Below are 25,212 nucleotides of genomic sequence, written 5' to 3'. Positions count from 1 at the left end.
CGGGCGCGATTACAGGCCGCGGGACTTGAGAAGCGCATCGAGGCGCGGATACACACGGCGCGCGTTGCCTTCGAAAATCGCGTGACGGTCGGCATCGCTCAGCGCGTCGCAGGCGTCGACGTAGCGCTTGGTGTCGTCGAAATACTCGCCGGTATCCGGATCGCGGCCGCGCACGGCGCCGATCATTTCCGAACCGAACAGCACGTTGCTCGTCGGCACGACCTTGGTGAGCAATTCAACGCCCGGATGGTGATACACGCAGGTGTCGAAGAAGATGTTGTTCAGCAGACCTTCGAGCGGGCGATCCATCATTTCCAGCGACATGCCGCGATAACGACCCCAGTGATACGGCACCGCGCCGCCGCCGTGCGGAATCACGAGACGCAGCGTCGGGAAATCCTTGAATACGTTGCCTTGCAGCAGTTGCATGAAGACCGAGGTATCGGCGTTCAGATAATGCGCGCCGGTGCCGTGATGGCAGGCGTTGCACGACGCGGCCACGTGAATCATGGCGGGCACGTCGAGATCGCAGAGCGCTTCGTAAAGCGGATACCATTCGCGGTCCGTCATCGGCTTGCCGGTCCAGTAACCGCCGCTCGGATCCGGATTCAGATTGCAGCCGACAAAACCCATTTCCTCGACGCAGCGGCGCAGTTCGGCGACGGAGTTCTTCGGCGGCGCGAGCGGCGATTGCGGCAGCTGGCAGACCGGCACGAAGTTGTCCGGATAGATATCGCAGACGCGGCGCACGAGGTTGTTCGACACTTCGGCCCATTCGAGGCTGGTGCGCTCGTTGCCGAGGTGATGGCTCATCAGGCCGGCGATCGGCGAGAACAGCGTGAGGTCGCCGCCGCGCTCTTTTTGCAGGCGCAACTGGCCGTTGCCGACGCCTTCGCGGATTTCGTCGTCGCTCACGTGCGCGCCCGAAAGCGGCGGCGCGTTGGCCGGGTCGTTGGCGGCGGCGATCTGCTTCGCGCGCCAGTCGCGGAACGAAGCGGGAACGGTCGTGAAGTGACCGTGGCAATCGATGATCATGTTGGGTTCCGTCCGGAAATCAAACGCAGCGTTTCCGAGTATTGAATGAGTTCGAGTGTGAGTCAGCCAGTGGCTAAAGAAACCGCCGGCACCGCGCGCGCGCTCACCGCCCCCGCTTCCAGCTGTTCGGCAATCTCTTCGAGGCACGACAGCATGCGCCGCGCGCCGGGCGTCAAGCCGCGATTGCGATTCCACAGCACGCCGGCGGGCCGCAGCAGTCGCGGCAGCCGCAAGGGCAGCGTGTGAAACGGCTGGGCCGCGTCGCCGCCGGGCGTGCCCGCCATCACGGCGATGAAGTCGGAAATTTGCAGTTGCACGCGCGCGACATGCATCGAAAGCGTCTCGATGTAGTTGTTCGTCAGCGGCACGTCATGCGCTTCGAGCGCGCGTTCCAGCGGATCGCGCAATATCGAACCGGGCGGCGGCAAGATCCACGGAAAGGGGCGCAGATCCGACCAGTTCAACTGCTTTTTGCGCGCAAGCGGATGGTGGCGGCCGACCATCAGCGTCACGGGTTCCTCGAGCAGTTCCCGCTCTTCGAAACTGCCGAGCGTATCGGGCGGCGGCAAGCGGCCCACCACGAGATCGAGATGGCCTTGCCAGAGTTCGGGCAGCAGCGACGCCGTTGTGCCTTCGGTCACCATCACGTTGGTGCCCGGCGAACGCTGCTTGAGCAGGCTCAGCGCCTGAGGCAGCAACACCGAGGCCGAGGCCGGCAACATGCCGATATGGATCTTGCCTTCGGTGCCCGAGCTCAACGCCTTCAGTTCGTCGCGAGTCTGATTCAGATTGGTCAGCAGTTCGCGCGCGTGGCGGATCAGGCAATCGCCGTACTGGGTGGGCACGAGCGCGCGCGCCGTGCGCGTGAACAGCGTGAGGCCGAGCCCGCGTTCGAGTTCGGCAAGGGACTTGGAAATGGCCGGCACCGTCACGTTCGTGACGTCGGCGACCTGAGTCAGATTGCGATAAGTGTCGATCGCCACGAGCAGGCGCAGATGCCGCGCCTTCAGGTTGGTCTGCAGGTACGAGTCGAGAGCGGACACGTCATGGACCTCAGCAATGTCACCGGTGCGTTAAAACGAGGCCCGCGGCCTTCGGCGGCGCGATGCCTGTGAGTCGCTTCTTCATCATTCCCATTCCTCTCTTTATTGTCGATTTTCGTCGGCGCCGGACCGATCGCATTGCCGGCCATCGCCTCCCAGTCCCCTGGGTCGACGATGGCCGCGTTGAATCGCGGACCGATCAGAAGTGGATTTCCGCCACGAACATCGGGACCGAGGTCTGCGTCGTGCCCGGCTGTTCCGAAGAGCGCGTGCCGTACATGTTGTGCCAGTATTCGTAACCGAGACCCATGTAGGCCGTGCGCGGATGACCGACGAAGGAACCGACGTCCGCCAGCAGATAGGCGCGCGTCAGGAATTCCGTCGTGGTCTCCACGCCGAAGCCATCGCGGCCCTTCGGCCCGGTGACGCTGGCGAAACCCTTGAATACCAGCGGCACGGGACCGAGACGGAACGCGTAGAGCCACGAACTTTCGAGGTGAACCGCCGGGTTGAAATGCACCTCGACATTCGTGATGCCGTCGTGATTGCTCTCGGTGCGCACGCCGAGCGTGACGTTCCAGAAGCCATTCGGAATCGCGAAGTCGATGGTCGGCCCGACCACCACCATGCGAGCCCGTTCGGCGTAGGCGTCGTTCTTGGTGCCGAATTCATAGCCCACGGTCAGCCCGAAATCGCGCATGACGCCATACGAAAACGGCCGGCCGAAAATCTTGCTCGCGCTGAACGTGACGCGGCCGACGCTATAGACTTCCTGCGCGCCGCCCGAACCTGCCGTCGCATAACCGTAGGCATTGGTCGGTCCCGCTTCCGGGTTCGCCATGCTGGAGACGAGGTAGTCCACGTTGAACGCGTAGCTGCCGTACTTGAAGCCGCCCGTGGTCGTCAGATAGCCGATGTTCTGCGTGATCTTCGCCGGCGCGCCGGATGCCGTTCGCACGCCGGGATAGTAGAAGTTGGTGCCCACGCGATAGCCGATATACGTGTCGTTCCACGAGGTCGGCGGCGTGTAGAGGCTCGGCGGCGGCGAGAGCGGCGCAGTCACCGTGCTGGCCTGGGAGAGCGTCAGAGGCGCGGCGCTGGAGATCGAACCGCCTGCCTGGGCGACCTGGGTTGCGCTCGATGAATTCGATGTGCTCGATGCAGTCGATGCGCCTGCTGACGGATCTGCTGCATGAGCGGCCCCCGCACCAGCCAGCAAGCCGACGAAAGCCACACCCAACATCGGCATGCGGGTAGCGTTTGATTTTTTCATGTCTCCTTCCATATTTGTCGATATGCAAGACGCGGTCGATTTTCGACTCGATTTTTCGCACCGCCGGCCACGCGTTCCGTGAAGTTTCGTGAATCGCGTTAGTCAAAGCCGGGCTGCGGTGATAGGCAATTTAAGCGATAGCAGCGTGGTTGCCTTTACACAAAAGTGATTTTCGCTGGCACTTTTTAGCGATCTGATGGGGCATTCGGGTAAGTCTGGATTCGCGAAGGCACCCATATTTCAGGCTATTTCAAGGCATTTTTTCAATTAATCAGGAATCCGATGCTATTGCGTCGATAAGAACGCGATTAAAACAAAAAGGCACCGTGCCTGAACACGATGCCTTTGCGGATTAAAACTTCAGTGCGTTCTTATTGACGGGGAATATACAGCGGCATCGAGTCTTCCCACAGCGTGTCGGTAATCGCATGACGATCGCTGCCGTCCGCATTCATCACCCAGTTCTGGCCGTCGGGCTGGAACGTGTCGTCGTAGAGTGAGAGCTCGTCGCGGAAGCCATATTCACCCGAGCTGTACGCAATGCGGCCGTCCCACGTCCAGGTCGCGTGCGCCTGATTCGAACCCGGCGTCGTGACGCGCTGCACGTCGGAGCCATCCGGATGAATCGTGTACACGTCGTAGTGGAACTTGTTCGGATCGGTCGGATTGACTTCCTTGCGCGTGAACACGATCCGCTGGCCGTCCGGCGACCAGCCGGGCAGATTGTCCGGCTCGGTGGTCAGCACCGTGGTCTTGTGCGTCGCGAGGTCGAGGATCCGCAGACCCTTGTCCGTCTCGCTCCACACACGGTAGACGATGCGCGTGCCGTCCGGCGAATAGCTCGGGAAGCCCGCGTTCTCCTTGCCGTCGGTCAGCACTTCCGGCTTGCCGTTCATGCTGCCGTCGGCCTTGATGCGCATGATGCGGCCCGGCATGTGATCGCGCGTGAAGAACCAGCCGCCCACGCCGAACGCCACCCATTGCTTGTCCGGCGACCACGTCGGCTGGAACGCGCCCGCGAGACCCATCTGAATCAACTTCGGATCGAGACCGCTGGTGGCCGGGTCGTAGATATGGCGCGCGTCGCTGAAGTCGGCATTCGACACCACGATCGACGAACCGACCGCCTTCTCCGTGTACACGAGCGACTTGCCGTCACGCGAGAGTTGCGGGAAGACATCGACGAAACGGTAGTTCCATTGCGGATCGAAGCTGTAAAGCGGCGTGCCGTTCGGATGGAACGGTTTTGCATACACCACTTTCTCGTAGACGACCTTCTTGCCGTCGGCCGAGTAATGCGGCGAGCGAATGCCGCTGCCCGCCGTCACGCGCGACTGGCCGCTCGTCGTGTAGAGGCCTTCCTGCGGGCCGTTCTTGATGTGCCACGCGACGTCGTTCGCGCCCACGTACTGCGGGAACACCTTGAAGCCCGGCGAACTCGTCAGCTCCTTGCGCTCGCCCGTCGCCACGTCGACCTGCACGATCTGCGTCTCGACCTTGCCGATGGCTTCGGGACGGTGTGCGCCCCAGGTCGATTCGACCGGCGTTTCGTAGAACACGACGTGCTTGCTGTCCTGCGACCACGACGGCGAACCTTCGGTATAACCGGGGCGCGCGGAAATCTGCTTGAAGCCCGTACCATCCGGATGGATTTCGTAGATGCTGCCTTCCTGGGTGCGCTCCCAGCCGACCGGCAGGTTGTGCCCGCGCCATTCGCTGCCGATATCCGACGACAGCGCAATCCACTTGCCATCCGGCGACCACGACGGCCGGAAGAAGCTGTGCGGCTTGTCCGGATCGAACTTGATGTTGCCGGTCACGTTATGCAGCGCGCCGGTCTTGATGTTGAGCGTCCAGATATTCGTGGTGCCCCACGTATTCTTGCCGCGGCGCGAGGAAACGAACGCGATGACATTCGAATCGGTCGGATTGAAGACCGCGGCGTCGCTGATGCCGGTCCAGTCGGTCAGGCGCTGCAGGCCCGTGCCGTCCACCCGCACGCGGTACAGGCTCGCATGGCCGAGGCCGTCGCGCTCGGACGTAAAGACGACCCACTTGCCGTCCGCCGAGAATGCACCGTGATAGTCGAAACCATCGGACTGAATGAGCCGATGTTCGTCGCTGCCGTCGGCATTGGCGACGTAGAGTTCGGAGGTGGTGGGGCCGATCCGGTAAATCAACAGGTCGCCTTTGGTCGTCGTCGCGGGTTCCGCTGCGTGAGCGAGCGCGACGGCGGTGGCAAGAGAAAGGCAAGTCAGGATTTTCGTTTTCAACTGAAGCGAAGAACGCACAGTACTAGTCTCCATTTTTTATCAGCGTCACAGCAAAGCGCAAACCGCCAGGCTGATAGGAAGATAGGCCCGAGGCGCGGACTTGTCCCTATACAAATTGCAGATTCGCTGGCACTTTTTGGGAACGGGCGTTGCGCGGCGGGGCCTGCCGAATCGGCTGGAAAGTCCGCCGGTCGGGCGTTCCGGGGCGTGCAGGCGCATGCCCCGCGACGGTGCGGCGCGCGGGCAAGCCGCCGATGCTGGTACTTTGGTGCGGCCGGTGCGCCGCGCGCGCTTTCAGCAGGGCGAAGGCTGCGCCTGCGGGCTGAGCGCCCGGAGCACGTCGAGAACGATCCGGTCGAGCGGCGTATCCGGCCCGACGATCCGCGCCACGCCCGCCGCGAGCAGGGCCTCGCGATGCGCTTCGGGCACGATGCCGCCGAGCACGAGCGGCGCGTCGCAGCGATGCGCCCGCAACGCGTCGAGGAGTGTCGGCACCAGCGCGCCATGTGCGCCCGCCAGCGTCGATACGCCGACGATGTCGGGATCGCACGCGTGCGCCCACGCGGCCACCTCTTGCGGTGTCGTGAACAGCGGCCCGAGGCGCACATCGAAGCCCGCATCCGCGAGCCCGCCCGCCACCACGCGCACGCCGCGGTCGTGGCCGTCGAGGCCCAGCTTCGCAAGCGCCATGCGCGGCGCGCGCCCTTGCAACGCGGTCCACTGCGCCACGGCGTGGCGCGCCGCGTTCCACGCCGCATCGTCGCCGCGCGTCGCCGCGTAGATCTGCGCCTCGCTCGCGAGCGCCCGGTGCCAGCGCGGCCACACCCGCTCCAGCGCCGCCGTGCATTCGCCCACGCTCGCGCGAGCGCGCATGGCGTCGATCGTCAAGGCCAGCAGATTGCCCTCGCCCGTGCGCGCGCCATGCGTGAGCGCATCGAGCGCAGCGCGCACGCGGGCGGCATCGCGACTCGCACGTAACTGGCGCAGTCGTTCGATCTGCACGGCGCGCACTACGCGTGCGTCGACGTCGAGCCATTCGCTGTCCGTGGGCAGCGCCGCGCGATCGCGGTTCACGCCGACGATCACCTGCTCGCCCGAGTCGATGCGCGCCTGGGTTTGCGCCGCCGCGCGATGAAGTTGCGCCTGCACCCAACCCGACTCGATCGCGCCGATCACGCCGCCCTGCGCGTCGACGTCGGCGAGCCTCGCCTTCACGGCGTCGATCGTGCGCGCGGTCAGCGCTTCGACCATATACGCGCCGCCCAGCGGATCGGCCGTCTCGCACAAGCCCATTTCGTGCTGAAGCATCCGCTGGGTGTCGCGCGCCAGCGTCGCCGCGGCCTCGCCGGGCAGCGAGAGCGCTTCGTCCCAGGCGTTCGTATGCAGCGACTGCGTGCCGCCGAGCACGGCCGCCAGCGCTTCGATCGTCGTGCGCACGATGTTGTTGTGCGCATGCTGGGCGTGCAGGCTGGAGCCCGCCGTCTGGCAATGCATGCGCAACTGCGCCGCGCGTGCCGAACGCGCGCCCAGCGAACGCGCCAGCTCCGCCCACAACACGCGCGCCGCGCGCAGCTTCGCGATCTCGCCGAAGAAGTCCGGGCCCACGGCGAAAAAGAAACTCAATTGCGCGCAGACGCGATCGGCATCCGCGCCTGCATCGACGAGCCGCAGCACATATTCGCGCGCGTTCGCGAGCGTGAGCGCCAGCTCCAGCACGCCGTCCGCGCCCGCTTCCTGCAGGTGATAACCCGACACCGACATCGCGTTGAATTGCGGCAGATGCGCGAGCACGTGCTGCACCACATCCGTCGCGATGCGCATCGACGGTTGCGGCGCGAAGATCCACGTGTTGCGCGCCATGAACTCCTTGAGGATGTCGTTCTGGATCGTCCCGCGCAGGCGCTCAGCGGCGACGCCGGACTCCTCCGCCGCCACGATAAAGGCCGCGAGCACGGGCAACACCGCGCCGCTCATCGTCATCGAAACGGAGACTTCGTCGAGCGCGATGCCCTCGAACAAGCGCTTCATATCCTCGACCGAATCGATCGCGACGCCCGCCATGCCAACATCACCGCCGATTGATTCGTCATCCGAATCATGTCCGCGATGCGTCGGTAAATCGAACGCAACCGACAAGCCGCGCGCGCCGCTTTCTATCGCACGCCGATAGGCGAGATTCGTCGCGCTCGCGTCGGCGTAACCCGCGTATTGGCGGATGGTCCACGGCCGCTGCGCGTACATCGTCGCGTGGATGCCGCGCACGAACGGGAACTCGCCGGGGCGCGCATCGAGCCACGGCACATCGGGCAGATCGGCGCGCGTGTAGAGCGGCTTGCGCGGCACGGAAAAGGCGTCATTCATGCGGATTTGTCATGCGGAATCATTCGTGCGACCAGCGCTTGTGCGTCACGACGTCGGCGATTCGCATGCCGTCCGCCGCGCGGGAAATGGCGCACCAGTGCGAGAGCCCCGCGTGATCCGCGTGACGCGCGCCGAACGCGAGCACGAGCTTGTCGCCCACATTCGCGTTGCCGTAGAACGCCATCTCGCGCTCGACGAGCGATGGCGGCGCCGTGTGCTGCGTCGAGCGCCAATGCCACTCGGCGCGATCGACCATCGACTGGAAACTCGCGAAATACAGCAGATGCGCGCCGTTGAAATCGAGCGTCGGGCACGGCAGATAGTCGACCACGTGCTCGACCGCGTGCGCGTTCCGGTCAAGGCGTCCGTGCTGCGTCCATTCGCCTGCGCGAAGCCGCCTGCTTTGTTCGAGCATGGCTTGCGCGGCGGCGGGCGGCGGCGCGGTCGTGACCGGCAGGCGATCGAACGAAGCCTTGCAGACCGAGCGGTTGTCGCCGCTCGACGCGCGCCGCACGAAGGTCGATAGCATCTCGACCTTCGCAATTGCGCTCTCGGTCGTGAACACGCGAAACTCGCCGAAGTGACGCGCACCTGCAATGCGGCGCACGTCGGCCTCGATGGCGAAGCGCTGGTTCTCGCTCACGTCTTCCAGCCGCGCCTCGCGCACGCGTATCGCCGTGAACGCGGCGTAGGACTTGCGGCCCGCGTCGTCGTAGAAGTCGGGCGCGGCGAGGCGCACCTGATCCGCGAGACCGTTCCAGTGCAATTGCCCGCAGGTGCGCAACAGCCATTGCTCGGACAGCCCGGAAAAAGCCAGCTCGGGCATGCCCGCGAGATAGTGCGTGCGGCCTGGCGCGGGCGGCTTCGCGGGCGCAACGTCACGCCGCGCGCGCATCGGGCCTCGCCAGCTCGACAATACGATCGGCCAGAAACGCGGCGTCGCGCGCGATGCCGGAGAAGCGGCCCGAACCCCACGTATGTAGCCACGGCAGGCCCAGAAAATAGAGTCCTTCCTGCGCGGTGACGCCTCGCGCGTGGCCCGGATAGCCGCGCCCGTTGAAGATCGGCAGATCGACCCAGCTGAAGTCCGGACGAAAGCCGATGCACCAGACGATGCTGCCGATCCCGCTCGACGCAAGATCGAGCGTGCTGCGCTCCGCCTGCGGTTCCCACACGGCGCGATAGATCTCGCCCGGCGGCGCATCGATGCCCTTCTGCGCGATGAACTTGTCGATCGACGCGTTGATGCGGTTATAGGTTTCGTCGGCGCTATCGAGATTCGCGCGCAGATTCGGCCTGAAACGCAGCGCGCCATCGACGTAATCGTCGAGCGCGCCATAGAGCGCCATGCCCTCGCTCGCGAACTTGCGCAGGTCGATATCGCGGCCGCCGTCGCGGCCCGTCACATAGTGATTGGTGTTGTCGCGCACGCCTTCGCGCAACGGATGCGCTTCCACGGGCATGTCGTAATACTTCATGTCCGCGAGCCAGTCGACCACGTCGCGGCCGCGATAGAAACGCGCGCAACGCGGCGCTTCGCCGACCGCGAGCACGACCTTGCGACCGGCCAGATGCAGATCCTCCGCGATCTGCGCGCCCGACTGCCCCGAGCCGACCACGAGCACCGCGCCTTCGGGCAGCGCATCCGCATTGCGATATTCCGACGACTGGATCTGCACGACCGACGACGGCAGACGCTCGGCCATGCGCGGCACGATCGGCGTGTGATAACCGCCCGCGGCCACCACGACCTGATCGGCGCTCAGCGTGCCCGCGCTCGTCTGCACGACGAAGCCGCCCTGCGCGCGCCGCGTCACGCGCGTGACCGCCACGCCTTCGCGCACGGGCGCGTCGACGTGCTGCACGAAACCGTCGAGCCACGCGATGATCTCGTCCTTCTTCATGAAGCCATGCGGATCGTCGCCGCGATACGGATAATCGGGCAGCGCGCATTGCCAGTTCGGCGTGACGAGACAGAACGCGTCCCAGCGCTGTTCGCGCCACGTATGCGTAACCGTGTGTTTTTCGAGCACGACATGATCGATGCCGTACTGCTTGAGGCAATAGCTCATCGACAGACCGGCCTGACCGCCGCCCACCACGACGACGCTCACATGCTCGTCGCAAAGGGGCGTCGACGTCGGGGCGGACGTGGCCGCGTGCGTCTGGGTGGACATGCGTTTCTCCTTATGACGTTTCAATCGATCTGCACGACAGTGACGACCTGGGCGTCCTGTGTGCGAAAGGGTTCGGCGCGGCGTTCGAGCGCCGCCCATTGGTCCATCGCCGACGAGCACGCGTAACCGAACTTCGCGCGCACGCGTTCCGAGGCCGCCGCGAGTCCGTCGCGCGCCTGCGCGAGAAAGACGTCGAGCGGATAGTCGCCGGGGCGCAGATATTCGCGCACGACGGTCGACGGCGAATAGCAGCGCTCCTCTTCGCCGTCGGGCCAGCGCACGACGAAATGCGTAACGGGCATCGCGTTCTCCTGGGGTTCAACTTTCAAACGGTGGATTCAAAACGGTGGATTCAGACTGCCGGCGCGTCCCACGCGCGGGTCGCGCGCCGGTCGGCCGGAACGATGAAGGCGCGCTCGTCGAGACGCCATGCCGTGCGCGTCTCGCCGCGCCATTGCAGGTCGATCGTCGGTTCGGCGTGCACCTCGCCCATGCTCGCGCACGCGATGCCGCGCGCGTCGAAGCACGCGCGCACCGCGTCGACGTGATGCGGCGCGACGCTCAGTAGATAGCCGAAGCTCGGGAACACCTGCATCCAGCGCGACAGTGCGACGCCCGGCGGACGCGGCACGGCGTCGAGATCGATACGCACGCCCACCTGCGAGCACTCCGCGAGCATCATCGCGGTACCCGCGATGCCGGCCATGCTGATGTCCTTGGCTGCTTCGCACAGCCCGTTTTCGGCGAGTTGCGCGAGCACGGCGAGGTCGCCGCGAATGCGTTCGGCGGGCGCTTCCGTGGCCGCATTCCAGTACGGATACGGCTCCACGAACGCGCCGCGCAGATCGACCGCCATCATCAGCCGATCGCCCGCGCGCGCCGCGAAACTGGAGAGCAGCCGCTTCGCTTTGCCCAGAATCGCCACGGCAAGCTGCGTTCGTTCGCTGCGCGCGTTGCTGTGGCCGCCGACGATCGGCACGCCGAGCTGTCGCGCCGCCGCCGCCATGCCTTCGAGCACCGGCGTCGCGTTCGCCAGGCCGTCGCTCCAGATCACGTCGACGACCGCAAGCGGTCGGCCGCCCATCGCGCACACGTCGCTGACGTTGACCAGCACCGAGCAATAGCCCGCGAACCACGGCATCGCGTCGATCAGATCGCTCACCATGCCTTCCGCTGCGAACAGCAGATAGCCGTCGCCATCGGACAGCGCGGCGCAGTCGTCGCCCGCGCCGATGACGGCGGACGCGTCGGCGTCCGCGAACGCCGCGAGCACGGGCGCGATATCGGTCTTGTGCGCTACGCCTCGGCTTGCGCGCACGCTTGCCACGAGGTCGTCGAGCGTCGTTATATCGACGGTCGTGTCAACGGTTGCGTCATCGGCCATCACGCGGCCCTCCGCTGATCGACCACGAAGCCGAGATAAGGCGTCGCGCACGGGGGGTAGTGAGCAAGGTCGGCCTGCATCCGGTGATGCTCGAGTCCGAACAGCATCGTCACGTCGAGCGTGCGCCAATGCAGACGCTGAAACAGCGGCGCATTCTGCGCCTGCACGTGCGCAAGAAAGGTCTCGCAGCCGAGCGCATGCGCGCTGCTGACCGCGAGCCGGATCAGGGTCGCGCCGATGCGTCCGTGACGGCGGAAGGCTTCGCTCACGGCGAGGCGCGAGCCGAACCATGTCGTGCCGCAATCGACCGCGTCGCGCCGATGAATGCGCACGGTCCCCACCACGCGCGCGTCGCACACCGCGACGAGCAACTGCGCGTGGGCGTCGACGGCATCGAGATCGTCGTGCTCGAAAAGCCCTTGCTCGCGGCAGAACACCTCGCGCCGCAACGCATACGCGCCGTCGATCTCCCAGCGTTCGCGCGCCCAGCGGACCACGATTTCCGGGCTCGAATCGATTCCACGATAGACGCCGCTCATGCCGCCACCTTTTCGAACGACGACAACGACGAGCACGCGCCGCATTTGCCGCAACCGGCCTTGATCTCGTCGGCGCGCAAACCGGCTTCGCGCACCATCGCGCCGAGCGGCGCGAGAATCGCGCGCATGAAGTCGGGCGTGGGCGGCGCGTGATCTTCGAGCGGCGTGCCGGAAATCGGCACGAACGGCACCACGAACGGATACACGCCGAGCGCGACGAGGCGCTGCGCCGTGTCGAGAATCCGCTCCGGCGAATCGCCCAGACCGGCGAGAATATAGGTGCTCACCTGGCCGCGTCCGAACACCTTTACCGCCGCCTCGAACGCCGTCATATAGCGGCTCACGGGCACGGTCGCCTTGCCCGGCATGATGCGTTCGCGCAGCGCGTCGCCGAGCACTTCGAGATGCATGCCGAGCGTGTCGATACCGGCCTCGCGCATGCGCGCGAACCACGCGTCGTCGTCGGGCGGCTCGCACTGCGCCTGGATCGGCAGATCGACGGCGCGCCGGATCGCGCGCGCGCTGTCGCACAACACGGCCGCGCCCCGATCGGGCGTGGGCGGCGTGCCGGTCGTCAGCACCATGTGCTTGACCTTGTCGAGCAGCACGGCCGCGCGCGCGACTTCGGCCAGTTGCTCGGGCGTCTTGTGCGCGACCGTGCGGCCTGCCGCCAGCGACTGCCCGATCGCGCAGAATTTGCACGCCTTCTTGCGGCTTTCGTAGCGAATGCAGGTTTGCAGCACCGTGGTCGCGAGCACGTCGGTGCCATGCAGCGTGGCGATGTGCGAATACGGCACGCCGTCGAGCGTCTGCAGCTTGTAGAAGCGCGGCGTCTTCGCGAACGCGATCTGCGCGACCGGAATGGTGCCGCGCGCGAGCACGCTGACGCCGTTCGCATCGGGCGCCTCGGCCACGAACGCCGATTGATGCGCGCCGTGCGTATGCACCGGCACCATCAGCGTGACGCCGTCGATCACCACGGCCTTGTGATCGGACGGCCCCGCGCCGCCGCGACGCGAGAGCCCCGCCGCGTCCGGCGCGGCGAGCCGCAGTCCGCTCGACTGCAACTCAGTCAGCAGTTGCAGTTTCGACTCGGGCAGTATCGACTCGGGCCGTGTCGTTTCCGGCAGATTGACGCTGGCATTCATGCTGAGCACTCCAGGAAGGGGCGGCGCCCGCTTCGTCGAAAGAAACCACGGGCGCGGCGGGCCGCTCGTTGATCGCGAGACTGAGGAGTTCGGGGCGCGCGTAGTGGCCCACCGAATCCATCATGCGTTTGCGTTTGGTGATGAGCGCCATGTCGAGATCGGCGATCACCATGCCTTCGCCTTCGCGCAGCGGCGCGGCGAGATGCTGGCCCTCGGGCGAGACGATCGCCGCATTGCAGCCGCCGCGCAGCGCTTTTTGCAGTTTGGGATCGGGCGTGATCGATTCGATCTGCGCGTCGCTGAGCCAACCCGTTGCGTTGACAACGAAGCAGCCCGATTCGAGCGCGTGATGACGGATCGTCACCTCGATCTGTTCGGCGAAGATCGGACCGACCAGCGAGCCCGGAAACTGGCTGCAATGAATCTCTTCGTGCTGCGTCATGAGCGCGTAGCGCGCGAGCGGGTTGTAATGCTCCCAGCACGCGAGCGCGCCCACTCGACCGACCGCCGTCTGCGCGACCTTGAGACCGGCGGCGTCGCCCTGCCCCCAGATCATGCGTTCATGAAACGTCGGCGTAAGCTTGCGGCGCTTCACTTTGAGCTGGCCGTCCGCGTCGAAAATCAGTTGCGTGTTGTAGAGGCTGCCGTGATCGCGCTCGTTCACGCCGAGCACGATCACCATGCCGTGCTCGCGCGCGAGCGCGGCCACGGCGTCGGTCACGGGTCCGGGTATCGTCACCGCTTCTTCGTAAAGCCGCAGATGTTCGGCGCCCGATTGCACCGGCGGCAGCACGAACGAGAAGTACGGGTAGTACGGCAGAAAGGTTTCGGGAAACACCGCGAGCTGCACGCCCTGACGCGCGGCCTCGACGATGGCGTCGCACACGCGCGCGAGCGTGCCGGCGCCCGAGGTGAGATCCGGCGCGATCTGCACCGCGGCGGCGCGCACGATGCGCTTCGAAGATGGAGTCGACATGGCGATACCCGTGCGTGCTCAAACGGTCCAGGTATCGATCACGAGCGCGTTCGACTTGCGATGCAGCAGCTTCAGATCGAGCACGTCGAGCGGATTGATCGGGCGCACGCCTTCGATCAGCGCCTTCTCGGTCTGGCCGTAGAGCGCCTGCAAGGCGAAGCGGCAGGCGTAGACCTTGCCGCCTTCGGCCATGAATTTCATCAACTGGTTGTTGAAGTTCAGGTGGCCCGGAAACGCTTCGGCGCCGAGCGTCGGGAAGCCGCGCTGGACGCCGAGCATCACGCCGGGACCATAGAGCAGGATCGAGGTTTCGAAGCCCTTGCGTTGCAGACGCGTGGCTTGCAGCATGTTGACGAAGCCAATCGAGCCTTCGAAAGCAACGGTATGGAACGTGACGAGCGCTTTCTCGCCAGGCTCGGCTTTGACGTCCTCGAACACCTTCTCTTCGTAGTCGACGAGGAAGTCGCCGGTCTTGTGGGCAGGCGTGGTGATGGCGGGCATTGCGTGACTCCGTTCAATGATTGAGGACTGGTCCGACCGGTGGCCGGCGTCTCTCATTTCGCAACGGCTATGCCATCAAACGTCGTGTGCCATGCGATCAATTTCCAATCATTGCCGCCTGTCGCGAATGATCCAGGCGAATTTTTCTGCGCGCGCGGCTCGCGTGCACCGGCACGCCGTGGACGCGGCGATGCGCTTGATTTAAAGGCCGCCCGCGCATGGGGCAGAGAATCGTCGAATCGGTGCCTGCATGCATCAATTCGGATCATTCGATGCAATCACGCGCGATCAATTGATTTATTTTCCGGCGACGATCGTCACTAGAATGAAGAGGCTCATTCTTCACGCGATTGCTCGCGCACGTCCATGTCGAACGTTACCGCCCATTGGCTCAAACGGCTCGCCGAAAGCGACAAGCCGGTTTATCAGACGATTCCCGATCTCATCGAGGAAGACGTGGCGAGCGGACGCCTGCGTCCGCGCGATCGGCTGCCGGCGTTGCGCGATCTTTCGGATGCGCTGAAGATCAACTACACCACGCTCGCGCGCGGCTATGCCGAAGCGCGCAAGCGCGGCCTGATCGATTCGCGCGCGGGCAGCGGCTCGTATGTGCGCGGACGGCCGCCCGCCGTGCCGCTGCGCGCGGGCACGGCGCTCGAAATGACGATGAACATGCCGCCCGAGCCGCCGGAGATGACGGCGCTGCTCGCGGAATCGGCGGCGCAGATCATCGGCGCGGCGGACGCCTGGTCGATGCTGCGTTATCAGGATTTCGGCGGCACGCAATTCGAGCGCGGCGTGGCGAGTCAATGGCTGCGCCATACGGTGCCTTCGCATCGCGCCGACGCCGTGCTCGTCTGCCCCGGCATTCATAACGCGCTGGTGGCGTTGCTGTTGCGGCTCGTGAAGCCGGGCGAGACGATCTGCGTCGATTGCGTGGCGTATCCGGGCCTGAAGGTCATCGCCACGCAGCTCGGCATGACGCTCGCGCCGCTGCCGCGCGACGACGAAGGGCTCGACGCCAACGCCTTCGAAACGCTCTGCAAGACGCGCAAGCCCGGTGTGCTCTATTGCAATCCCACGCTGCAGAATCCCACCACGCGCACGCTCTCGCAGAACCGCCGCGAACATATCGCCGATATCGCCCTGCGCTACAACGTGCCGATCATCGAGGACGACGCTTACGGCATGCTCTGCGAAGCGCCGCCCGTCGCGCTCGCGACGCTCGCGCCCGAACTCACCTACTACGTGACCGGCATGTCGAAGTGTTTTGGCGCGGGGCTGCGCGTGGCGTACGTGGTCGCGCCCAGCTCACGCCATGCTGAACGGCTCTCGGGCGCGCTGCGCGCGACCACCGTGATGGCGAGCCCGTATATGTCGCATCTCGCTGCGCGCTGGATCGAAAACGGCATCGCGCAGCAAATGCTCGCGGCGATTCGCGACGAGTGCGCGGTGCGTCAGCATATTGCGGCGCAGGTGTTTGCTTCGCGCGAAATCGAAACCTCGAAGCAGTGTTTTCATCTCTGGCTCACGGTGCCGCGAGAAACGGGCTGGAGCGCCTCGGAACTCGCTTCGCATCTGCGCACCAAACAGATTGGCGTGGTGTCGGGCGCGGCCTTCAGCACCGACGGCAATCCGCCCAATGCCGTGCGGATCTGTCTCGGCGGTCCCGGCGATGCGCTCGCGATGGAAGAGTCGCTGCATCTCGTCGCCGATATGCTCGATCATCCCGATCATCTGCATTCGCCGATGCTGTGAGCGCATGAGCGGCGCGCGCCGCAAAGTCAAACGTCGTGCCGTTCGCGAGCGCCATCGTGAAACGGCGCATCCGCCGTGACGTCGCCCTGATAGAAGCCGCCGAATCGCATCAATTGCGCGCGCGCTTCCTCGCGCGACACGCCGTCTTGCAGCACCGCGCTCGAAAAGCCCGTGCGCGCGATCTGCAGCACCTGATCCGGCAACACGTCGCCGCATGCACGCAGATCGCCTTTGAATCCGAGGCGACGGCGAATCAGATACGCCTGGCTGAATGCGCGTCCATCGGTGAATTGCGGAAAATGCAATTCGACGCGCTGCGTGGCGAGAATCGCCTCGGCGTGCTCGAAGGGATCGGCGTCGTTCGGCAACGTCACGACCGCGTCGCGTGCTTGCGCATCATGTTCGGCGCGATGGAGCAGCGTGAGTTCGAGACGCGGCTTCATGCGAGGCTCCGTTGCTGTGCGCGCGCGGCATTGGCCGCCGTCTTGAACGGCTCCAGTCCGACGCGCCGCACGGTATCGACGAACTTCTCCGCGCCTGTGCCGTCTAGCGGCTGGCGCGTTTCGCGATAGACGCGCAGCATCGCCTCGATCGCATCCGGCACTTCGCTCGCGGAGAACGACGGCCCGATCACCTTGCCCGCCTGCGCGACGCCGCTCGCGAGCGTGCCGTCCGAGCCGCCGAGCGTGATCTGATACCACTCCGCGCCGTCCTTATCCACGCCGAGAATGCCGATGTGTCCGCTGTGATGATGGCCGCACGAGTTGATGCAGCCGCTGATATGCAGATCCACTTCGCCGATGTCTTCCAGTTCGTCGAGATCCTGATAGCGCTCCATGATGGCGTCCGCGATGGGCAGCGAGCGCGCATTCGCCAGCGCGCAAAAATCGCCGCCGGGGCACGCGATCATGTTGGTCAGCAGATCGATGTTCGCGCTCGCGAGACCGGCTTGCGACGCCGCTTCCCACAACGCCGCGAGGTCGTCTTCGTGGACCCACGGCAGCACGATATTCTGCGCATGCGTCACGCGCGCTTCGCCCGCGGAAAAGCGATCGACGAGATCGGCCACGCGTTCGAGCTGCTCGGCCGAGGCGTCGCCGGGCGCCTGATGCAAACGCTTGAACGACAGCGTGACAATGCGCAGCGACGGCGCCTTGTGGGCCGCGACGTTGCGTTCGAGCCAGCGCGCGTAGCGTGGCGTTGTCGCTGTGCTTGCTGTAGCCGTTGCAGTCGCGCGCGAAGGCTCGGCAGCATCGCGCGATGCCGTGCGCTGCGCGAGCGCCGCGGGCGGCTCGAAGCAGGCGCGCACGCGTTCGAGTTCGCTCAGCGGAATCGTGTGCGGGCCGCCGTCGCGCTCGACGATCTGCCGGAACTCTTCCTCGACTTCGTCGATATAGCGCTGCCCTTCGGCCTTCACGAGCATCTTGATGCGCGCCTTGTATTTGTTGTCGCGCCGCCCATACTGGTTGTAGACGCGCACGATCGCCTCGATGTAATTCATGATCTGTTGCCACGGCAAAAACGCGCGGATCACGGTGCCGATCATCGGCGTGCGTCCCATGCCGCCGCCCACGCGCACGCGAAAGCCCAGTTCGCCGGCCGCGTCGCGCACCAGTTCGAGGCCCACATCGTGCCAGGCCGTCGCTGCGCGATCGTCGTGCGCGCCGGTGATCGCGATCTTGAACTTGCGCGGCAAAAACGCGAACTCGGGATGCAGCGTCGTCCACTGACGCATGATCTCCGCGAACGGACGCGGGTCCGCGATTTCGTCGGGCGTCACGCCCGCGCGTTCATCGCAGGAAATGTTGCGAATGCAGTTGCCGCTCGTCTGAATGCCGTGCATATCGACGGTCGCGAGCAGATCCATGACGTCCGCCGCCTTCGAGAGCGGAATCCAGTTGAACTGCACGTTGGTGCGCGTCGTGAAATGCGCGCAATGCGTCGGCAGGCGCGTGGTGCCGAGTTGCCCTTGCGCCGCCATGGCGGACGCGTAGACGTCAGCCGGTGGATCGTCATACTCGCGCGCGATCCGTGCGAGCACACGCAGTTGCGCGCTCGACACTTCGCCATACGGCACCGCCACGCGCAACATCGGCGCATGGCGCTGCACGTACCAGCCGTTCTGCAAACGCAGCGGGCGGAACGCGTCTTCGCCGAGACGGCCGTCACTCCAGCGTTCCAGTTGATCTCTGAACTGCGCAGCCCGTTGCCGGAGAAAGGCACGGTCGAATTCTGTGTAGCGGTACATGTCGCGCGTCGAACCAAAATGAAGCGCAGAAGTTACGCCGATTCGCCGCGCCGCGACAGTAGCAGTTGACGACGAAATGAGCGCAGCAGATTCGGCTCGCCAGCACGCGCACATAACGTAGCGCCCACGAAAAATGCCCTCGGACATCGCTGTCCGAGGGCCGGCGTTCGCCGCGCTACAGGCAATACAGAGCCGCGAACACTGCGGGTTTGGGTGATGAACCGGGCACTCGCGCAGTAATCCCCGCCCCTTGCAGAACAACCTCAGTGCGTCGGGGCGCTGAACGGCATCATGCGCGCATTCGAGATCCACGCACAGAAGCAGTCGGCGATAAAATCGCCGTAGCAGATCGATCTCGCACGCCTTCGCTCACACCGACACCTATGACCCGCTACGAACGCCTCGCGCAAATCATGGCGACCGAAATTCGCTCAGGCAACGTAGCCGCCGGCTCGCGCATGCCGTCGCTGCGGCAGATCATCGCCCAGCACGGCGTGAGTCAATCGACCGCCGCGCGCGCGTATTACCTGCTCGAACAATGGGGACTCGTGCGCGCCGCCGAACGCTCGGGCTACTTTGTCGCGCCGCGCCCCGTGAACGGCAAGGCCACGCAGGCGGCCACGCCGGATGCAGATGAAGCCACCACGGTCGATATCAGCGAACTGGTGTTTTCCGTGCTCGATGCCGCGAAGCAGCCGGGCATCGTGCCGCTCGGTTCCGCGTTTCCCTCGCCGACGTTTTTCCCGCTGTCGCGTCTGGCCAAATCGCTCGGCCACGCGGCGCGCAGCGTGAGCCCGTGGAGCACGGTGGTCGATCTGCCGCCGGGCAACGAGAATCTGCGCCGCCAGATTGCGCTGCGCTACATGCGTATCGGCATTTCGCAGCCCGCCGACGAAATCGTCGTGACCAATGGCGCGCTCGAAGCGCTCAATCTCTGCCTGATGGCGGTGACGCAGCCCGGCGACGTCGTCGCGGTCGAATCGCCCGGTTTTTATGCGGCGCTTCAGGCGGTCGAGCGGCTTGGCTTGCGGGCGGTGGAGATTCCCGTCGATCCGCAAACGGGCCTCGATCTCGATGTGCTGGCGAACACGCTGCGCAAGCATCCGGTGCGCGCCTGCTGGTTCATGACCAACTTCCACAATCCGACCGGCGTCACGCTCAGCGATGCGAAGAAGAAGGCGCTGGTCGACCTGCTCGCGCAACACGACGTGCCGCTCATCGAAGACGACGTGTACGGCGAACTGCATTTTTCGCCGGACTATCCGAAGCCCGCGATGGCCTTCGACCGCCACGGCCTCGTGATGCATTGCAGTTCGTTTTCGAAGACGCTCGCGCCCGGCTATCGCGTCGGCTGGGTCAGCGCGGGCCGTTTCGCGGAACGCGTGCAAAGACTCAAATTGATGACCACGCTGTCCGCGAGCATTCCGGCGCAGGCCGGCATCGCCGACTATCTGGAACACGGCGCGTACGAGCGCCATCTGAAGAAAATGCGGCTCGCGCTGCGCGACCAGCGCGACGCGCTGTGCGCCGCGATCCGCCGCTGGCTGCCCGCGGGCACGCAATGGACGATTCCGGATGGCGGCTACTTTCTGTGGCTGCGATTCGACAAAGCGATCGACGCGATGGAGTTGCATCGGCGCGCGATCGGACGCGGCATCAGCGTGGCGCCCGGCCCGATTTTCTCGGCGACCTGCGCGTTCGAGCATTGCATCCGCCTGAACTACGGGCATCCGTGGTCGCCTCGCATCGACGCGGCGATCCGCACGCTGGGGGAAATACTCTCGGAGACGGTGAAGGGAGCTTGAGCGGTCGTCAGACCTTTGCGCGCGCTTCCGACGCTTCCGACGCGTCGATCGCCTTGCCCAGCGCGATCAGATAGCGCTTCGCCGCAGCGACATCGCCGCGCCAAAGCCATTTCAGGCAAGTGAGCAGTTCCCACGCGAGACCGCGATCGCCATAGCCATATGCCGACGACGCGTCCCCGACGCTCGCTGCCAGGCGGCTCACGCTGCGCGACTCCAGATAGCGATCGCGATTCACGATCTCCACGAACGGCTGTTCCAGTACGAGTTGCGTGGCCGGCGCGATGACGTGAAATTCAATCGACGTCATATCGTCGAAGATGAGCTTCTGGAACGGGCTCTCCGCATCGTGCGCGCCATCGAGCGTGAAAAGCGCCTGCGACGTCGCGACTTGCTGCCGGATCGCCTCGAACAGCACACGACCATCGCCTGGCGCGCAAAAGGCGACGAGGTCGAGGTCCGAGAGCCGGTCAGCGGATTGCTTCGCAAATGAACCGACCAGCACCGCGCCGAGGCATTGCGGCATCTCGCGAAGCGCGGCCGCCATCGGCACGAGCCGCTCGATCTGCGATGACGTCGAGGGATCGTTTTGCCACTTCCGGAGAAACGCTTCGAAGTCCATCGCAGGCTCCCTGGCCGTGACGCGTCACGTCACTGCGCGATATACACGGCCGTGCCCGCCTGCGCGATCGTCTCGCTCATCGCGTCGGGCAGCGGTTTATCGGTGAAAAGCGCGTGAATCTGGCTCAAATGTCCCTGGCGCACGAGCGCGGGGCGGCCGAACTTCGAATGATCGGTCACGAGATAAACCGTGCGCGCATGCTCGATGATCGCCTCGGCCACGCGCACTTCGCGCGTGTCGAAATCGCGCAGCGTGCCGTCGAGTTCGATCGCCGAGGTGCCGATGATCGCGTAATCCACCTTGAACTGGCGGATGAAATCGATCGTCAGTTCGCCCACGATGCCCTTGTCCCACGGCCGCACGATGCCGCCCGTGATGAGCACTTCGCATTCGGGGTAGCCGCTCATCATGCTCGCCACGTTCAGATTGTTCGTGATCACGCGCAGCCCGCGATGATGATTGAGCGCGCGCGCGACCTCCTCGGTCGTGGTGCCGAGGTTGATGAACAGCGAAGCCTGATCGGGAATGTGCGAAGCCGCGAGCGCCGCGATGCGCCGCTTCTCTTCGTGGAACATGTGCTGGCGCGCGCCGTACGAGACGTTTTCCGAACTCGTGGGCAGACTCGCGCCGCCGTGATAGCGGCGCAGCAGATTCATGTCGGCGAGCCAGTTGACGTCGCGGCGAATGGTCTGCGGCGTGACGTCGAAATGCGCGGCGAGATCGTCGACGGTCACGAAGCCGTCACGCTGCACCCATTCGAGCAGCTCCTGCTGGCGCGCGTTGAGGGTGAGGCGGGGGTCTCGTGTCATGGTCTCGGAACGGGCGGGTGAGCAACGCCCCTATTGTAAGGGGTGACGCGGCCGGCGTTGCGCGGCTTAGCAGTTCTCGCGCGAAGCAACTGACGAATCGGACTTTGGCACGCACACAGCCGCCGATAAGATCGCCGCTCCAACTTACAAAAAGTACTACAACAACGATGAGATACCCGGCCGCCCTTCGCGCATCCGCGCGTGCGTCACGTCGCGCACGCGCCACGCAATCCTCCGATACCGTCACCATTCGATCAGCACACGCAGCGGCAACGAACGCCTCGCTGCGTCTGCGCGTCGCCGCGGCCTCCATCGCGGGCGCGCTCGCACTCGGCGCATGCGGCGGCTCGGATACGGTCACGACGCAGGCGAGCGCGTCGGCGTCGTCGCACAAACAGCCCAATATTCTCTACATCATGGCCGACGACCTCGGCTACTCGGACATCCACGCGTTCGGCGGCGAAATCAGCACGCCCAACCTCGACGCGCTGGTCGCCTCGGGGCGCATTCTCACGAACCATCACGCGGGCACGGTCTGCGCGATCACGCGTTCGATGCTGATTTCAGGCACCGATCATCACCTCGTCGGCGAAGGCACGATGGGCGTGCCCACCGACGAGCGCAAGGGTCTGCCCGGCTACGAAGGCTATCTGAACGATCGCGCGCTGTCGGTCGCGCAACTGCTCAAGGACGCGGGCTATCACACCTACATGGCGGGCAAGTGGCACCTCGGCTCGGGCATCGTCGGCAGCGCCTCGGGCAGCGGCCAGACGCCCGATCAATGGGGCTTCGAACACAGCTACGCGCTGCTCGGCGGCGCGGCCACGAATCACTTCGCGCACGAACTCGCGGGCTCGCAGAACTACACGGAAGACGGCGTGTACGTGCAGCCGGGGCAACCGGGCCAGCCCGGCGGCACGGGCGGCAATCCGGCCGTGTTCTATTCGACCAACTTCTATACGCAGAAGCTGATCTCCTACATCGACTCGCACAAGGGCGACGGCAAGCCCTTCTTTGCCTACGCCGCCTTCACGTCGCCGCACTGGCCGCTGCAGGTGCCGGACCCGTGGCTGCACAAATATGCGGGCGTGTACGACGCGGGCTACGACGCCATCCGCAACGCGCGCATCGCGCGGCAGAAAGCGCTCGGCCTGATTCCCGCCGACTTCCAGCCCAATCCGGGCCTGCCCGAAACGCTCACGCGCTCGGCCGCCACGGCCAACAACGGCACGGCGAGTGCGAAGTACATCAGCGCGGTGCATCCGGCGTCCGCAGGTTACGTCGATTACGGTCAGGGCAACGTCGACAAGGCGTGGTCGAGCCTGTCCGCCGACGAGCGCAAGTCGCAGGCGCGCTACATGGAGATCTACGCAGGCATGGTCGAGAATCTCGACTACAACATCGGACTCCTGATTCAGCATCTGAAGGATATCGGCGAGTACGACAACACCTTCATCATGTTCCAGTCCGATAACGGCGCCGAAGGCTGGCCGATCGACTCGGGCGCGGACCCCACCGCCACCGACACGGCCAACGCGCAGGAGCCCACCTACTCCGCGCTCGGCACCGACAACGGCAAGCAGAGCGCGCAGCGTCTGCAATACGGCCTGCGCTGGGCCGAAGTCAGCGCCGCGCCGTTCCGCTACACCAAGGGCTATTCGGCGGAAGGCGGCGTGTCCGTGCCGACCATCGCGCATCTGCCGGGACAGACCACGCAGGCGGCGACGCTGCGCGTCTTCACGCACGTCACCGACGACACCGCGACCTTCCTCGACGTCGCCGGCGTCACGCCGCCGAGCACGCCCGCGCCCGCACTCGTGAGCGCGCTCACGGGCGTCGACCAGAACAAGGGCAAGGTGGTCTATAACAACCGCTATGTCTATCCGGTCACGGGCAAGTCGCTGCTGCCGCTGCTCGACGGCACGAGCACGGGCGAAGTGCACACGGCCGCATTCGGCGACGAAGCCTATGGCCGCGCCTATCTGCGCAGCGCCGACGGCCGCTGGAAAGCGCTCTGGACCGAGCCGCCGCTCGGCCCCGTGGACGGCCACTGGCAACTCTACGATCTCGCCAGCGACCGCGGCGAAGTCAACGACGTATCCACGCAGAATCCCACCGTCATCCAGCAGTTGATCCAGCAATGGAACGACTACATGACGAACGTGGGCGGCGTCGAACCGCTTCAGCCGCACGGCTATTACTGAGGAAGCGGCGATGCGTTTCTGGCTCACCGGCGCGGCGGGCGGCGCCGCGATCTTCGCGGCGGCGTTCGCCTGGTCGTATGCGTCCCAGGCAAGCGCGGGCGGCTTCGATGCGCTCAACACCGGGCGACCGCTCGCGGCGCTCGGCAGCGAACGTCAGTGCGAGCGCTACGGCGGCCTGCCCGCGCGCTGGCGCGACGATCCGAAGGCGGGCATGGTGCATCTGCACGGCGGCGCGTTCGTGTTCGGCAGCACGCGCGGCTATCCCGACGAGCGTCCGGCCGGCGACGGCAACGCGCGCGTGAGCGGCTTCTGGATCGATCAGCACGACGTCACGATCGCGCAGTTCGCGGCCTTCGTCGCGGCCACGGGTTACGTCACGGAAGCCGAAAAACAGGGCGGCGCGGCGGTCTTTCACGTGCCCACGCGCGAGGAGATGAACGCGCGCGATCTGGCGTGGTGGTCGTGGGTGAACGGCGCGACGTGGCGGCATCCGCAAGGGCCGGGCAGCAATGTCGACGGCAAGGGCAACCTGCCCGTCACGCTCGTCACGCTGCACGACGCGCTCGCCTACGCGCACTGGCTCGGCCGCGATCTGCCGACCGAAGCCGAATGGGAATACGCGGGCAAGGCGGGCCATCAGGACGCGAGTCTCGACGCCGCGCCCGCCGACGCAAACGGCAAGCCCGCCGCGAACTACTGGCAGGGCGTGTTCCCGGTGCTGAACACGGCCGAGGACGGCCACGCGGGCCTCGCGCCCGTGGGCTGCTACGCGGCCAACGATTTCCGCCTTTACGACATGATCGGCAACGCGTGGGAGTGGACCCGGGACGCCTACAGCGGCCCGCATCAGTCGCACACCAACGGCGACACCTTCGCGGTCGCGCCCGCCGGCCGCCGCCACGACACGGCGATGGTCATCAAGGGCGGCTCATATCTGTGCTCGCGCGATTACTGCGTGCGCTATCGCGCGTCGTCGCGCGAGCAGCAGGAAGCGGATCTCGCGGCATCGCATATCGGCTTTCGCACCGTGCTGAGGGATCCGGCATGAGGCGCGCGATG

At 65.5% G+C, this 25,212-nt stretch carries 21 protein-coding genes; 4 read left to right on the top strand and 17 right to left on the bottom strand.

Features of this window, described 5'->3' with window-relative positions; genetic code table 11:
- Positions 1 to 9: 9 nt before the first annotated feature.
- From BMY06_RS35210 to BMY06_RS35150, 13 genes are all read right to left on the bottom strand, one after another.
- Positions 10 to 1,035, bottom strand: coding sequence for an amidohydrolase family protein (locus BMY06_RS35210; RefSeq protein ID WP_074986271.1), 1,026 nt, complete (start codon positions 1,033 to 1,035; stop codon positions 10 to 12).
- Positions 1,036 to 1,097: 62 nt separating this feature from the next.
- On the bottom strand, positions 1,098 to 2,078 hold the full coding sequence (locus tag BMY06_RS35205) for a LysR substrate-binding domain-containing protein (protein WP_074987495.1): 981 nt from the start codon (positions 2,076 to 2,078) through the stop codon (positions 1,098 to 1,100).
- Between the two features lie 199 nt (positions 2,079 to 2,277).
- Positions 2,278 to 3,351 carry a hypothetical protein gene (locus BMY06_RS35200; RefSeq protein WP_244144331.1) on the bottom strand — a complete coding sequence of 358 codons (1,074 nt, stop codon included), beginning with the start codon at positions 3,349 to 3,351 and terminating at the stop codon, positions 2,278 to 2,280.
- A 371-nt stretch (positions 3,352 to 3,722) separates the two neighbouring features.
- Positions 3,723 to 5,642, bottom strand: coding sequence for a PD40 domain-containing protein (locus tag BMY06_RS35195; RefSeq protein ID WP_074987494.1), 1,920 nt, complete (start codon positions 5,640 to 5,642; stop codon positions 3,723 to 3,725).
- A 276-nt stretch (positions 5,643 to 5,918) separates the two neighbouring features.
- Positions 5,919 to 7,985 (bottom strand): methylmalonyl-CoA mutase, encoded by a 2,067-nt coding sequence (gene scpA / locus BMY06_RS35190; protein ID WP_074987493.1) that lies wholly within the window; start codon positions 7,983 to 7,985, stop codon positions 5,919 to 5,921.
- A gap of 19 nt (positions 7,986 to 8,004) precedes the next feature.
- A complete protein-coding gene (locus tag BMY06_RS35185; RefSeq protein ID WP_065059868.1) occupies positions 8,005 to 8,880 on the bottom strand; it encodes a Pnap_2097 family protein in 876 nt (291 codons plus the stop codon).
- A complete protein-coding gene (locus BMY06_RS35180; RefSeq protein ID WP_074987492.1) occupies positions 8,864 to 10,162 on the bottom strand; it encodes an MSMEG_0569 family flavin-dependent oxidoreductase in 1,299 nt (432 codons plus the stop codon). Before BMY06_RS35180 ends, BMY06_RS35185 begins: the two co-directional genes overlap by 17 nt.
- A 20-nt stretch (positions 10,163 to 10,182) precedes the next feature.
- Positions 10,183 to 10,464 carry an MSMEG_0570 family nitrogen starvation response protein gene (locus BMY06_RS35175; RefSeq protein ID WP_065059870.1) on the bottom strand — a complete coding sequence of 94 codons (282 nt, stop codon included), beginning with the start codon at positions 10,462 to 10,464 and terminating at the stop codon, positions 10,183 to 10,185.
- Positions 10,465 to 10,514: 50 nt separating this feature from the next.
- Positions 10,515 to 11,546: a sll0787 family AIR synthase-like protein gene (locus BMY06_RS35170; RefSeq protein WP_074987491.1), complete on the bottom strand. Its 1,032-nt coding sequence runs from the start codon at positions 11,544 to 11,546 to the stop codon at positions 10,515 to 10,517.
- Positions 11,546 to 12,085, bottom strand: coding sequence for an MSMEG_0567/Sll0786 family nitrogen starvation N-acetyltransferase (locus tag BMY06_RS35165; RefSeq protein WP_074987490.1), 540 nt, complete (start codon positions 12,083 to 12,085; stop codon positions 11,546 to 11,548). Before BMY06_RS35165 ends, BMY06_RS35170 begins: the two co-directional genes overlap by 1 nt.
- On the bottom strand, positions 12,082 to 13,233 hold the full coding sequence (locus tag BMY06_RS35160; RefSeq protein ID WP_080180666.1) for an MSMEG_0568 family radical SAM protein: 1,152 nt from the start codon (positions 13,231 to 13,233) through the stop codon (positions 12,082 to 12,084). The genes BMY06_RS35165 and BMY06_RS35160 overlap by 4 nt, the downstream gene beginning before the upstream one ends.
- Entirely contained in the window at positions 13,154 to 14,209 is a 1,056-nt protein-coding gene (locus tag BMY06_RS35155) for a Nit6803 family nitrilase (protein ID WP_074987489.1), read from the bottom strand. The genes BMY06_RS35160 and BMY06_RS35155 overlap by 80 nt, the downstream gene beginning before the upstream one ends.
- Before the next feature lie 18 nt (positions 14,210 to 14,227).
- A complete protein-coding gene (locus BMY06_RS35150) occupies positions 14,228 to 14,710 on the bottom strand; it encodes an MSMEG_0572/Sll0783 family nitrogen starvation response protein (RefSeq protein WP_065059874.1) in 483 nt (160 codons plus the stop codon).
- A gap of 366 nt (positions 14,711 to 15,076) precedes the next feature.
- Here BMY06_RS35150 and BMY06_RS35145 point away from each other — a divergent pair, with 366 nt between their 5' ends.
- On the top strand, positions 15,077 to 16,468 hold the full coding sequence (locus tag BMY06_RS35145; protein ID WP_065059875.1) for an aminotransferase-like domain-containing protein: 1,392 nt from the start codon (positions 15,077 to 15,079) through the stop codon (positions 16,466 to 16,468).
- Between the two features lie 26 nt (positions 16,469 to 16,494).
- Here the strand turns inward: BMY06_RS35145 and BMY06_RS35140 are convergent, their stop codons facing one another.
- Both BMY06_RS35140 and BMY06_RS35135 read right to left on the bottom strand, forming a co-directional pair.
- Positions 16,495 to 16,911 (bottom strand): DUF934 domain-containing protein, encoded by a 417-nt coding sequence (locus tag BMY06_RS35140; protein WP_074987488.1) that lies wholly within the window; start codon positions 16,909 to 16,911, stop codon positions 16,495 to 16,497.
- Positions 16,908 to 18,716: a nitrite/sulfite reductase gene (locus BMY06_RS35135; protein ID WP_074987487.1), complete on the bottom strand. Its 1,809-nt coding sequence runs from the start codon at positions 18,714 to 18,716 to the stop codon at positions 16,908 to 16,910. Before BMY06_RS35135 ends, BMY06_RS35140 begins: the two co-directional genes overlap by 4 nt.
- Positions 18,717 to 19,099: 383 nt before the next feature.
- On the opposite strand from BMY06_RS35135, the gene BMY06_RS35130 reads away from it, so the two are divergent.
- A complete protein-coding gene (locus BMY06_RS35130; protein WP_074987486.1) occupies positions 19,100 to 20,521 on the top strand; it encodes an aminotransferase-like domain-containing protein in 1,422 nt (473 codons plus the stop codon).
- Between the two features lie 7 nt (positions 20,522 to 20,528).
- On the opposite strand, the gene BMY06_RS35125 is transcribed toward BMY06_RS35130, so the two are convergent.
- Together BMY06_RS35125 and BMY06_RS35120 are read right to left on the bottom strand one after the other, a co-directional pair.
- On the bottom strand, positions 20,529 to 21,140 hold the full coding sequence (locus BMY06_RS35125; protein ID WP_074987485.1) for a hypothetical protein: 612 nt from the start codon (positions 21,138 to 21,140) through the stop codon (positions 20,529 to 20,531).
- Between the two features lie 29 nt (positions 21,141 to 21,169).
- The gene (locus BMY06_RS35120; RefSeq protein WP_065059880.1) at positions 21,170 to 21,949 is read right to left on the bottom strand and encodes a DeoR/GlpR family DNA-binding transcription regulator; all 780 of its coding nucleotides are present in this window, start codon (positions 21,947 to 21,949) and stop codon (positions 21,170 to 21,172) included.
- A gap of 167 nt (positions 21,950 to 22,116) precedes the next feature.
- Between BMY06_RS35120 and BMY06_RS35115 the strand changes: the two genes are divergently transcribed.
- Both BMY06_RS35115 and BMY06_RS35110 read left to right on the top strand, forming a co-directional pair.
- On the top strand, positions 22,117 to 24,153 hold the full coding sequence (locus tag BMY06_RS35115) for an arylsulfatase (RefSeq protein WP_080180665.1): 2,037 nt from the start codon (positions 22,117 to 22,119) through the stop codon (positions 24,151 to 24,153).
- Positions 24,154 to 24,163: 10 nt separating this feature from the next.
- Positions 24,164 to 25,201: a formylglycine-generating enzyme family protein gene (locus tag BMY06_RS35110; protein WP_074987484.1), complete on the top strand. Its 1,038-nt coding sequence runs from the start codon at positions 24,164 to 24,166 to the stop codon at positions 25,199 to 25,201.
- Positions 25,202 to 25,212 lie beyond the last annotated feature (11 nt).

It is taken from the genome of Paraburkholderia tropica (genome assembly GCF_900109265.1).
GTDB classification, from domain to species: Bacteria; Pseudomonadota; Gammaproteobacteria; order Burkholderiales; family Burkholderiaceae; genus Paraburkholderia; species Paraburkholderia tropica.
Note: the sequence above shows the minus strand (reverse complement) of the source record. Positions and strands in the feature narration are given on the sequence as shown.